At 63.5% G+C, this 10656-nt stretch carries 12 protein-coding genes; 8 read left to right on the top strand and 4 right to left on the bottom strand.

Going from position 1 to position 10656, the window contains the following annotated elements:
* The 4 genes from MWU54_RS18510 to kdsA form a co-directional block, all read left to right on the top strand.
* Positions 1 to 829 (top strand): hypothetical protein (locus MWU54_RS18510; RefSeq protein WP_247086731.1); only part of this gene is annotated, 829 nt, incomplete at its 5' end.
* A 112-nt stretch (positions 830 to 941) separates the two neighbouring features.
* Positions 942 to 1892 carry a KpsF/GutQ family sugar-phosphate isomerase gene (locus MWU54_RS18505; RefSeq protein WP_247086729.1) on the top strand — a complete coding sequence of 317 codons (951 nt, stop codon included), beginning with the start codon at positions 942 to 944 and terminating at the stop codon, positions 1890 to 1892.
* Positions 1889 to 2674 carry a manno-octulosonate cytidylyltransferase gene (locus MWU54_RS18500; RefSeq protein ID WP_247086727.1) on the top strand — a complete coding sequence of 262 codons (786 nt, stop codon included), beginning with the start codon at positions 1889 to 1891 and terminating at the stop codon, positions 2672 to 2674. Before MWU54_RS18505 ends, MWU54_RS18500 begins: the two co-directional genes overlap by 4 nt.
* Positions 2671 to 3486: a 3-deoxy-8-phosphooctulonate synthase gene (gene kdsA, locus MWU54_RS18495; protein WP_247086726.1), complete on the top strand. Its 816-nt coding sequence runs from the start codon at positions 2671 to 2673 to the stop codon at positions 3484 to 3486. The genes MWU54_RS18500 and kdsA overlap by 4 nt, the downstream gene beginning before the upstream one ends.
* Before the next feature lie 152 nt (positions 3487 to 3638).
* Here the strand turns inward: kdsA and MWU54_RS18490 are convergent, their stop codons facing one another.
* Both MWU54_RS18490 and MWU54_RS18485 read right to left on the bottom strand, forming a co-directional pair.
* Complete coding sequence (locus MWU54_RS18490; RefSeq protein ID WP_247086724.1) at positions 3639 to 4085, bottom strand: hypothetical protein; 447 nt, start codon at positions 4083 to 4085, stop codon at positions 3639 to 3641.
* 83 nt (positions 4086 to 4168) lie between these two features.
* Positions 4169 to 5143, bottom strand: a complete 975-nt coding sequence (locus tag MWU54_RS18485; RefSeq protein WP_247086722.1) for an arginase family protein — start codon at positions 5141 to 5143, stop codon at positions 4169 to 4171.
* A 112-nt stretch (positions 5144 to 5255) separates the two neighbouring features.
* On the opposite strand from MWU54_RS18485, the gene MWU54_RS18480 reads away from it, so the two are divergent.
* On the top strand, positions 5256 to 5444 hold the full coding sequence (locus MWU54_RS18480) for a PLD nuclease N-terminal domain-containing protein (protein ID WP_247086720.1): 189 nt from the start codon (positions 5256 to 5258) through the stop codon (positions 5442 to 5444).
* A gap of 62 nt (positions 5445 to 5506) precedes the next feature.
* Here MWU54_RS18480 and MWU54_RS18475 read toward each other — a convergent pair whose 3' ends face one another.
* Entirely contained in the window at positions 5507 to 7951 is a 2445-nt protein-coding gene (locus tag MWU54_RS18475) for a fasciclin domain-containing protein (protein ID WP_247086718.1), read from the bottom strand.
* Positions 7952 to 8048: 97 nt separating this feature from the next.
* Positions 8049 to 8585, bottom strand: a complete 537-nt coding sequence (locus tag MWU54_RS18470; RefSeq protein ID WP_247086716.1) for a TetR/AcrR family transcriptional regulator — start codon at positions 8583 to 8585, stop codon at positions 8049 to 8051.
* A gap of 136 nt (positions 8586 to 8721) precedes the next feature.
* On the opposite strand from MWU54_RS18470, the gene MWU54_RS18465 reads away from it, so the two are divergent.
* The 3 genes from MWU54_RS18465 (at position 8722) to MWU54_RS18455 (ending at position 10454) form a co-directional block, all read left to right on the top strand.
* A complete protein-coding gene (locus MWU54_RS18465) occupies positions 8722 to 8877 on the top strand; it encodes a hypothetical protein (RefSeq protein ID WP_247086714.1) in 156 nt (51 codons plus the stop codon).
* 65 nt (positions 8878 to 8942) lie between these two features.
* Positions 8943 to 9425 carry a DUF417 family protein gene (locus MWU54_RS18460; protein ID WP_247086712.1) on the top strand — a complete coding sequence of 161 codons (483 nt, stop codon included), beginning with the start codon at positions 8943 to 8945 and terminating at the stop codon, positions 9423 to 9425.
* 60 nt (positions 9426 to 9485) lie between these two features.
* Complete coding sequence (locus MWU54_RS18455) at positions 9486 to 10454, top strand: hypothetical protein (RefSeq protein ID WP_247086710.1); 969 nt, start codon at positions 9486 to 9488, stop codon at positions 10452 to 10454.
* Positions 10455 to 10656: the final 202 nt, after the last annotated feature.

Raw genomic sequence — 10656 nt, 5'->3', positions numbered from 1 at the left:
TGGGTTGATTGGCCCAACGCTGGAAGCGCTTGTGGCCCAGCAGGGGGTGGATGGGGTCGCGCTCTACCTGCCGCAGACCTATCACCGATTCCCCGATTGGGACGGCGCGCTGCCCTCGGTGCCCGCTGGGGTCACGATCCACCGGGTCGACACCGATTATGGCCCCGCCACCAAGGTGCTGTGCGCCGCACGGCACTACCGGGGGCAAAATATCCGCCTGCTCTTTTGTGACGACGACCGCGATTACCGTCCGGGCTGGGCGCAGGGGCTTCTGGCCGAGGCCGATCGCTATCCGGACCGCGCTGTGGCGCTGGCCGGTTGGGACATCGCCGGGCTGTCCAAACGGGCGGCGCATAACACGCCCCGCCATGAACGCCGGTCGCGCACCTGGGATCTGGCCTACCGCACGGACCGGCTCAAGCAGATCCTGTCCGGCAAGGCCAAGGCCACGCTGGCGCAGAAACCGCCCCGGCGGATCATTGCCCAATCCGGGTTTGCCGACGTGTTCGAGGGCTATGGCGGCGTGGTGGTGCGTCCCGAGTTCTTTGATGCCCCGGCCTTCGACATTCCCGCGCAGGCGTTTCACGTCGATGATGTCTGGCTCTCCGGCGCGCTGGCCCGGCAGGGGATCGGCATCTGGCTGGCAGCCGATCAGCCCGAGCCCAAGACAACCGAGGCCGATCGTACAGCCGCGCTTTACCGCCACCGCGTGGCAGAAAAGGGCCGCCCGGAACTGGACGCGGCCGCCATCACATTGCTGCGCGACCGCTGGGGGCTGTGGGGCGGCACCCGGGCGGTGATTCCGAACGGAGAGGCCCGACAGGTGTGAACCGGGACACACGGTTTCGAAACCGTGTGACAAGCGCCTTCGAAGGCGCTTGGGCGCGGTTGGACACCGGGCGCGCGAGCCGCTATCACCGCGCAAACAACATGGCAGTCCCATGACCAACACCCCGTCTGATATCGCCCGCACGGTGCTGACCACAGAAGCGACAGCGCTGAGCCAAATGGCACAGGATCTGCCCGCAGATTTTGATGCCGTTGTCGCGCGGCTTCTGACCCTGACAGGCCGGGTGATTGTCTCGGGCATGGGCAAATCGGGCCATGTCGCCAACAAGATCGCCGCCACGCTGGCCTCCACCGGCACACCGGCGCAGGCGGTGCATCCCGGCGAGGCCTCCCATGGTGATCTGGGGATGATCACCCGCAATGATGCGGTGATCCTGATCTCGAACTCCGGCGAAACCCGCGAGCTGGCGGATATGATCGCCTATTGCACCCGGTTCGACATCCCGCTGATCGCCATCACCAAGAAAGCACACTCCACGCTGGCGCGTGCTGCGGATCACCTCCTGCAACTGCCCGACGCGCCCGAAGCCTGTGCGATTGGCATGGCCCCCACCACCTCGACCACGCTGACGATGGCTTTGGGCGACGCGCTGGCCGTGGCACTGATGCAGCATCGCGGCTTTGACCGCGACAGCTTCAACGCCTTCCACCCCGGCGGCACGTTGGGCGCGCAGCTTTTGCGTGTCTCGGCGGTCATGCACCGCGACGATGCCTTGCCGGTTGTGGCCCCCGACACGCCCATGGGCGAGACACTTGTGGTGATGAGCCAGAAAGGCTTTGGCGTTGCTGCGGTGGTCGAGGATGGCCACCTCAAGGGGGTGATCACCGATGGTGATTTGCGCCGCAACCTTGACGGGCTCACGGGCCGCTTGGCGGGTGATGTCGCCACCGCCAATCCGCGCAGCATCGCCCCCGATGCACTGCTGACCGAAGCCCTGGCCGAAATGAACGCCCACAAGATCGGCGCGCTGATGGTCACCGATGCGGGCCGGTTGGTGGGGCTCATCCATATTCACGATCTCTTACGCGCAGGTGTCGCATGAGTGCTGTTGTCTTCATCCCCGCCCGCTACGCCTCGACCCGCTATCCCGGCAAACCGCTGGTCAACCTGACCGGGGCAACCGGCGAAAAGAAACCCCTGATCCAGCGCGCCTGGGAGGCCGCCAAAGGCGTAGCGCGCGTGGATAGGGTCTATGTTCTAACCGATGATGACCGGATCGCGGACGCGGCGCGCGGCTTTGGCGCGGATGTGCTGATGACCAGCTCTGACGCCCGCAACGGGTCTGAGCGCTGCGCCGAAGGGCTGGAACAACTGGACACAGATCCGGACGTGGTGGTGAACCTGCAAGGCGACGCACCACTGACCCCGCACTGGTTTGTCGAAGCGCTGGTCGCCGCCATGACACCGGGGGTCGAGATGGCCACGCCGGTCCTCAAATGTGACGCGCAGACGCTTACCAATTTCGTCACCGACCGGCGGGCAGGCCGGGTGGGCGGCACCACCGCCGTGATGCGCTCCGACCACACCGCGCTCTACTTCTCCAAGGAAGTGCTGCCTTACGTGGGTGATCTGCAGACCCCACCCGAGGTCTGGCACCATGTCGGCGTCTACGCCTACACCCCCCACGCCCTGCGCGCTTACGCAGGCTGGGACGAAGGCCCACTGGAACGCGCCGAAGGTCTGGAACAACTGCGGTTCCTAGAAAACGGCACCCCCGTCACCTGTGTGCCCGTCGACGGCCGGGGCCGGGTGTTCTGGGAGTTGAACAACCCTGTCGATGTCGCCCGCATCGAAGAGGTCCTGAAACGCGAGGGAACGCCATGAAAACCGTCACAATCGGCGACATATCTGTCTCGAACACCGCCCCATTTGCCCTGATCGCAGGTCCCTGCCAGCTTGAAAGCCTCGATCACGCCCGCATGATGGCCGAAAAGATTGCAGCCGCGGCCGAGGCCTCCGACACACCGTGGATCTTCAAATCCAGCTACGACAAGGCCAACCGCTCGTCGCTCACCGGCAAGCGCGGGCTGGGGATGGAAGAAGGCCTCACGATCCTGTCCAAGATCCGCGCCGAATTCGGCGTCCCCGTGCTGACAGACGTGCACGGCCCCGACCAATGCGCCCCCGTGGCGCAAGCTGTCGACGTGCTGCAAATCCCTGCCTTCCTATCACGCCAGACCGACCTCTTGCTCGCTGCTGGCGAAACCGGTGCCGCCCTCAACGTCAAAAAGGGCCAGTTCCTTGCGCCCTGGGAGATGGAAAACGTCGCCGCCAAGATCGCCTCCACCGGCAACGAGCGGATCATGCTCTGCGAACGGGGTGCCAGCTTTGGCTACAACATGCTGGTGTCCGACATGCGGTCGCTGCCGATCATGGCGCAAACCGGCTACCCGGTGGTGTTCGACGCCACCCATTCGGTGCAATTGCCCGGCGGGCAGGGCACAAGCTCGGGCGGTCAACGCGAATTCGTCCCACCGCTCGCCCGCGCCGCCATCGCCGTCGGCTGTGCCGCGGTGTTCATCGAAACCCACCAGGACCCGGACACTGCCCCCTGCGACGGGCCAAACATGGTCCCGGTGGATCAATTAAGCGACCTGCTGGGAATGATGCGGGCGATCGACAGGGTTGTGAAATAAAGCGCCGGTAATGTGTGTTATGTTGTTTTTCTAACAGATTGCATCGCGGGCGCGCGCTGTAGCGCATGTGGTTTTTGCTTTATCTCAATCCACCTAAAACTTGAGCGCCATGCAAACGGCAAAGAAGCGCACGCCCGGACCGTTTTATAGCGTTACGGCGTGTCCCTGGGCACCAGGGCCGTATTATGGGCGTCGCTGTCGAGAATGGCGTACACGCTCGACATCACTTTCCAGTCCAGATGCCCGTGGCGGCGCAGGATGGAATAGACCGGATACGGGTTGCGCAGGGCGGTGCCATCGCGTTGCAACAGCCGCGCCACATGGGTCGATCCGATGGTGTCGGAATCCAGGAACCGGGCCTCGACCACCGTACGGGCCACGTCGACCACGCCCGCGTCCACATAATACCGCACCACGTCATCAAACACGCGGCGCAGGTCTTCGGATGTCTCCAGAACCCGACGGCCATCCCCGGTCTCCACCACATGCGGCAGGCCGAAACAGGTGTGAAAGCTGTCAAAATCATCTGCGATCAGGGCTTTCCCCGTTTTGAAAAGCAATTCATCTGCAATTTCTTCTGCAGCACAATCCTGAGACATGATCGCCTGACCTCACTCACCCCAACACACCGCCCGCCCCCGAGATCACCGCATTTGGCGCAGGGCTGCAAGCCTGCAATTCCCTACCTTTTCTGGTCCGCGATCAGGGCAATCATTTCAAACATCACCGCCGCCGCTGTCAGCGCGGTGATCTGGTTGGGCGCATCCTTGGTGGGCATCATGCAGACCACGTCCCCACCAACGATGTTCATTCCCCGAACGGCGCGCAGCAGCCCCACCGCCTCGTCGATGTCAAAGCCTTTCTCACCGGCCTCGATATTGGACACCCCCGGCGCAATGGTGGGATCAAGGCAATCCAGATCGAAGGTGATATAGACCGGCCGCCCCGCCAGCACCTCGCGGATCTGCGCCACCACATCAGCCAGCCCCCGCTGGCGAAACTCTTTCATCGTGACCACGTTGTAGCCGTAGTCATAAGAGGGCTGCAGCCAGTCCAGCGTGCGGGCATGCCCGCGCAGCCCGATCTGCATGGAATGGGTCGGATCCACCTTGCCCTGATCGGCCAGATACGCCCCCCAATGGGCGGCAGACTTTCTGGCCCCCAGGAAATGATCCACCTTGGTGAACACATCCGTATGGGCATCGAGATGCAGGAAACACACCGGCGCGCCACCGGTGATCTTCCCGCCCCCCAGGGCCTGCACGATGCCGCCGGTGATCGAATGATCGCCGCCCACCGACACCGGCCGGGCGCCTGCCGCGTCGATCGTCTTGTAAAAGGCGGTGATGTCTTCGATGCAGGCCTCATTGTCATTGGCGCGGGGCAAGGGCACGTCGCCCACATCCACAACCCTGGCCGCCGCCCACGGATCCAGCTGGAACTCCGCATGCACCCGCCGCGCCACGCTCGACACGTTGCGCAACGCACGCGGCCCCAGATGCTGGTCCCGTTCCGTGGTGCCGTTGCCGGTGGAATGCGGCACGCCGACCAGCGCAATATCCGCCCCTTCAGGCCCTTGGTTGGGGCAACGAAACAGCGTCGGGATCCCCCACCAATAGAGGTTTTCCATAATCGAGGTCTGATAGGGATCGGACATGGGGCACCTTTCTGCGCAGCGGTCGCGGCAGTCTAGGCACTGGTCGTCTCTTGGAACAATACACCACTTTCACGGGTTACCCGGTCAGACAGACATGAAAGGCGGCACTTACATGGAATATGGACTTCTTGGACTCATTATCCTGATCGCAAACATCTACGCCCTGGTGAAAACATGGCAGAGCGGCGCCTCCACCGGCGCAAAACTGGTGTGGAGCCTGTTGATCTTCATCCTGCCCGTCGTCGGACTGATCATCTGGTTCATCGCAGGCCCCAAAGGCGGCGGCCGCGTCACAGCCTGACACCCATCACCTATCAGATGTCAAAAAACCGGCCGGGCAGGACAGCCCGGCCGATTTCGTCTCTATGCCACCGCAAACGGGTCGTCGATGACGCCGACAAGCTGGAAGGTGAACTCTGTCTCGCCGCCGCCGACGCCATTGGCATCGTCTGCGGCCTCGGCGATCAGGGATTGCGCTTCGGCCAGCGCTGCGGCGCGGTCGTCCAGCATGTAGGCCGCCATCACCGCTTCGGCGTCGTCCACGTTGTTCAGGCCATTGATCAGCGCAAAGGACACACCGATGTCGCCCTTGTCCTCGATGGTGCGCACATCGTCCGGCGACCCTGTGTCGGCCCGCGCGCCTTCGATCAGCGCCAGCATGAACTCGGGGCGCGAAACCGTACCGGCCTCCAGATTGCTGACCCAGAAATCCTTGCCCGGCTGATCCGGGTCGCGTTCAAGGAAGTTCCGGTAGGCCAGATCGACAAATTCACCAGAGCTCAGATCCGCCGGCATCTTGGCCTGTGTCTCGGGCTGGTCAAAGAACAGCGCGGCAATCTCGGGCAGGGTCACGCCGTTGTTCAGGGACGTGCCCCAGAACAAGAGGCCGCCCGCATCGGGTGCGCGGTCGAAATAGGCGACGTAGAGCTCGGTCAGAAGCTGCAGCTGGTCTGGCGACAGGTTCACCGCGCCATCGAGCACCGACAGGTTGAGCCTGCCATCGTCGAACTGCACGAACTCCACGTCATTGAGAATATCCGTGCCCGTATCCCCGTTGGCCTTGTCGGTCTGCGCAATGCCACCCGGCCCGAAGGCAAAGCCGAAATCGTTCAGGTCGCCGGTGACCACCGCCGTATCCTCACCGTCTCCCCCGACAATCACGTCGTCGCCCGGGCCTCCGGTGATGGTGTCATCGCCACCGCCTGCCGAGACATAGTCGTTGTTGTCGCCCAGCGTGAAGGTTTCGCTGGTGTCATCGCCAATGACAAAGGCCACGTCATCCTGCCCATCCGACGGCAACAGGTCGACCGGGATCAGCACGCCGTCAATGGCATGCACAAACCCGTTCGAGGCCGCGATATTGGTCTCGATGATATTGGCGTTGGGCAGGTCCGGTTCACCGTCCACCAAGGCCGCGCCGTCCACAGCCAGGTCGAAGCCCAGAAGCGTGTCGATCGTGTCGGATCCCAGCACCGCCTCTGCGTCCAGCGCGCCGGGGGCCACGTGATAGAGCAGGATATCCGACAAGAGCGGCACCGGGTCATTGCCAAAGCTCAGAAGCGTCACCGCCTGCACGATATAGTCAAACGCCCCGGCTTCATCGGTCCCGTCAAAGCCAAGCGCCTGCGCCGCGGCGACAAAGGCGGCGTCATTGGGGGCAAACACCGTCAGGTTGCTGTCGGGATTGTTCAGCGCACCGGTCAGCCCCGCCGCCTGCAGCGCGTTCAGCAACAGATCGAAATCGGCGGCATTGTCATCAAACGCCCCGCCACTGGCGGCCACGATCCCGGTGATGGTGTCGCGGTCATTGCCCGCAATGTCGATGGGCAGAAGCACCTTGTCGATGCCCTGAATCGTCCCGTTCGCGGCCGCCACATCCGGCACCACGATGGTCGGGTCGAGCAAATCCGGCTCCCCATCCACCAGCGTCCCACCCGAGGGCGTGATCTCGGCATCGGTGAGAAGCGTGGCAACAGACCCGGCTGCGGTGATCTCGGCTTGCGACTTGGCCCCGCCCGACACGTGATAGAGCAGGATATCGGTGAGCAACGGGATCGGGTCACCGCCCCCCAGATCGGTCAGCGCCCCGGCGATATGCCCAAAGACCGCGTCTTCATCACTTGTGTCCCCGTCAAAGCCCAGATCCACCGCCAGGTCGGTAAAGGCGGCATCGGTGGGGGCAAAGACCGTGATGTCATCGGAGTCGCGGATGGTCTCGACCAGGCCAGCCGTGGTCAGGGCGCTGACAAGGATGTTGAAATCCTCCGAGCCGGTGGCGATCTCGACGATGTTTTGCGGCGGCGCTTCTTCCATTGTGTTTCCCGGAATGTCGATCGGCAACAGCACGCGGTCGATGCCTTGGATGATGCCGTTATCCGCTTCGATATCTGGCACCACGATTGTTGGATCGGTCAGATCCGGCTCCAGATCCCCCAGGGCCCCGTCTGCCGGGGCAATCTCGGCCCCCTCCAGCAAGGTGGCAATCCCCTCCGACCCCAGGATGGTCGGCTCTGTCCGTTCCCCCGGTGCCACGTGATACAGCAGAATATCGGTCAAAAGCGGGATCGGATCGTCGTCTTCAGCCAGCCCCGCCAGCGCTCCGGCGATATGCCCGAAGACCGCGCCTTCATCACTTGTATCGCCGTCAAACCCCAGATCCACCGCCAGCGCGGTGAAGGCGGCATCGGTGGGGGCAAAGACCGTAATGTTGTCAGCGTCGCGGACCGTGTCCACCAAACCAGCCGTTTCCAGCGCCGTGACGAGGATGTTGAAATCCTCTGATCCGGCAGCGATATCGACGATATTCATGAAAAGCTCTCCCTGTTGGCTTATGACAGGGGCTACGGCGGGCAGGGGCTATTGGATGTCCACTTCACGCGGTTCTGGCGGTGTCGTGATCAGTGCTTCACGTCTCAAGCAATTTCAGCACGCCATCGGCAGCTTTCCGCAGAACCGCACGGTCCAGACCGGCGGCACTCATCCCACGCAAGCCATTATAACCGGCGTTGAGCGCGGCCCCTTTGGCGGCATCCCCACCCGCCAGCCGGGTAAAGGCGGCAAGGCTCATCTGCATCATCGCCTGCACCTGCGCCTGCGTGTCCGGATTGGCCTGCGCCTGATCAAGGCTGGCGTTGCACAGGAAACAGCCGCGCCGGTCCGCCTGCGCCACCGCCCCGTCCAGCAGCGCCGCCAGCCGCGCGCGCGGGGGGCCGTCACCGTCCAGCATCTGCACAAGGCCCGTCACCTCGTCCCGCGCGTAAGACGCAAGCGCGGCCAGGTACATCGCCCGCTTGTCGGCCCAGACACGGTAGAGGCTCTGCTTGCCCAGACCCGTGGCCGCCTCGATGTCCTGCATCGACGTGCCCTCATAGCCCTTTTCCCAGAACAGCGCCTTGAGCGCGCCAAGCGTCTGGTCCGGATCGAAACTGCGGGGTCTTGCCATGATTATCCCATCCTCGTGAGCAGCTGAAACATGTGCCGTTTCATTATTGACTGATTGGTCACGAATTACATATGACAGCTCAAGACGAAACGCAACAGACACAGACCAGACACAGACCAGAAAAGGGAACAGATCCATGGACAGCACCCTCCGCACCGAAACCCGCATCCTGCAGGAAATCGCCTATCTCGACCGTCGCATCACCCGCCTGCACCGCCGGGCCGACACTGGCCCGCACAGCCTCGCCCATGCCGCCCTGGCCGCTGGCCTGAACGCCTCTCTCTTCCGCTAACCCTCTCCCATTTGCCTTATTTGTGACCAATTGGTCCTTAATTAATCCCTCGAAAGGAACCTCCCATGACAACCTACGACACCGCGCTCACATCCGACACCACACGCGCCAGCACCGCCGCAGATAAGGGCCTCTTCTTTTCCCTCGTCGCTGTCTTCCTCTGGTTCGGCGGCATGAAGTTCACCGCCTACGAGGCCGGGGCCATCGAAGGCCTTGTCGCCAACAGCCCGCTGCTCGCATGGCTCTACACCGTGCTCGACGTCCAAGCCGTCTCCAACCTGATCGGCACCACCGAGCTCTTGATCGCCGTCTTGCTGGCCCTCCGCTTTGTGGTCCCGGCCGCCGCCGTCGCGGGGGCCATCGGGGCCATCGCCACCTTCCTCGTGACGGTCTCGTTCTTCTTCACCACCCCCGGTGTCTTCCTGCCGGAACATGGCACCTTTGCCATCTCCGTCCTGCCGGGTCAGTTCCTGCTGAAAGACCTCGTGCTGCTGGCCGCCTCGGTCTGGGCTCTCACCAACGCTCTGGCGGCGGCGCGTCAAAGCTAAGGCCCATCACCAGAAACAGCGAAGTGCAGACGCGCGGTCCTCCGGGTATCCTCCCACCCCATGACCGCGCGTTTCCTGCTGCATATCGGCGCCAACAAGACCGGCACCTCCTCGATCCAGCGCATGCTGGTGGACAACGCCGACGCTCTTGGGCGTGCAGGCTGGTCCTACCCGGATGTCCACCTGATGCACTGCGCCCATCACAGGCTGGCCTACAGCCTCGCGGACCACCCGACGCGGGGCCTGCCAGAGGGCTGGCGCGGGGCATGGGCGCAAGCAACGGGGGATCCGACCCAGCGCATCGTCGTCTCGTCAGAGCTTTTCTTCCGCAACGTGCCCCCTCAAGCCGCCGCGCAGCTGTTTCCACCGGGCCAGACGCAGATCGTCCTCTACCTGCGCGAACATCTCGGCTATCTGGCCAGCTGGTACGCCCAGGCGGTACAGGAACGGAACCTCACCGCAAGCTTCGACGATTACATCCGCCTCTTCCCGCAAGCCTTCGACACCTTCCTCAAACGCTGGGAAGCGGTCTACGGACGTGAAGCGATCACCCTGCGCCCCTTCCGCCGCGACGCCTTCCCCGACGGCGACATCCGTCAGGATTTCCTGCAACAGATGGGCGGCGTCGACGGCATCCGGATGCCTCCCACTGACAGCAACCTCACGATCTCGGGCAATCTTCTCTTCTTCAAACGCCTGCTCAATCACGTCATGAGCTATGACGAGGCCCACGCCCCTCCCATCCCGGATGAATTCGGCGCTTATGCAGAGCTGCGCGAGACGTTCCGGGGCCGGTTCGAAACCGGTCCCGAGACCGCGCGACTGGTCGCCCATATCTTCGCCAAGGACCGCGCCGCGCTGCAGGCCCGCGGCCTCGATCTCGGCCCGGTGCCAGAGCGCGTCACGGGCCACCCCGATCCCAATTTCGACACGCTGCAAGACGAGGTCGCCCTCATCGCGCAGGTCGCCGAGGACACCGGCAAAGCCTTCCTTCCGTTCGCCCGCCGCCTGCCGGTCTGGCCCACCTGACCCTTTCCTCTTGCCGAAAATACCTCGGAGGGTTTGGGAGGCTGGCCTCCCAATCGTTTCCGCCCCCGGAAACACACGGATGCGTCAACGCATCCGCCCCCCGCACAAAATGACCCGGCCGTAACCCTTCATTAACCTTAACAAAGAAAGAGTAAGCGCACCGCCCTTTGCGAAAGCCCCCGCGATGCTGATCCACACCCCC

The sequence above is a fragment of the Marivita sp. S6314 genome (genome assembly GCF_023015985.1).
Lineage (GTDB): Bacteria > Pseudomonadota > Alphaproteobacteria > Rhodobacterales > Rhodobacteraceae > Marivita.
The sequence above is the reverse complement of the archived record's forward strand: the minus strand, read 5'-3'. Positions and strand labels throughout refer to the sequence as shown.

Coding starts and splice junctions, on each gene's coding strand:
- MWU54_RS18455 (WP_247086710.1), top strand. CDS start 9,486: ATGACCGCGCGTTTCCTGCTGCATATCGGCGCCAACAAGACCGGCACC.
- MWU54_RS18470 (WP_247086716.1), bottom strand. CDS start 8,585: ATGGCAAGACCCCGCAGTTTCGATCCGGACCAGACGCTTGGCGCGCTC.
- MWU54_RS18475 (WP_247086718.1), bottom strand. CDS start 7,951: ATGAATATCGTCGATATCGCTGCCGGATCAGAGGATTTCAACATCCTC.
- kdsA (WP_247086726.1), top strand. CDS start 2,671: ATGAAAACCGTCACAATCGGCGACATATCTGTCTCGAACACCGCCCCA.
- MWU54_RS18465 (WP_247086714.1), top strand. CDS start 8,722: ATGGACAGCACCCTCCGCACCGAAACCCGCATCCTGCAGGAAATCGCC.
- MWU54_RS18500 (WP_247086727.1), top strand. CDS start 1,889: ATGAGTGCTGTTGTCTTCATCCCCGCCCGCTACGCCTCGACCCGCTAT.
- MWU54_RS18505 (WP_247086729.1), top strand. CDS start 942: ATGACCAACACCCCGTCTGATATCGCCCGCACGGTGCTGACCACAGAA.
- MWU54_RS18480 (WP_247086720.1), top strand. CDS start 5,256: ATGGAATATGGACTTCTTGGACTCATTATCCTGATCGCAAACATCTAC.
- MWU54_RS18460 (WP_247086712.1), top strand. CDS start 8,943: ATGACAACCTACGACACCGCGCTCACATCCGACACCACACGCGCCAGC.
- MWU54_RS18490 (WP_247086724.1), bottom strand. CDS start 4,085: ATGTCTCAGGATTGTGCTGCAGAAGAAATTGCAGATGAATTGCTTTTC.
- MWU54_RS18485 (WP_247086722.1), bottom strand. CDS start 5,143: ATGTCCGATCCCTATCAGACCTCGATTATGGAAAACCTCTATTGGTGG.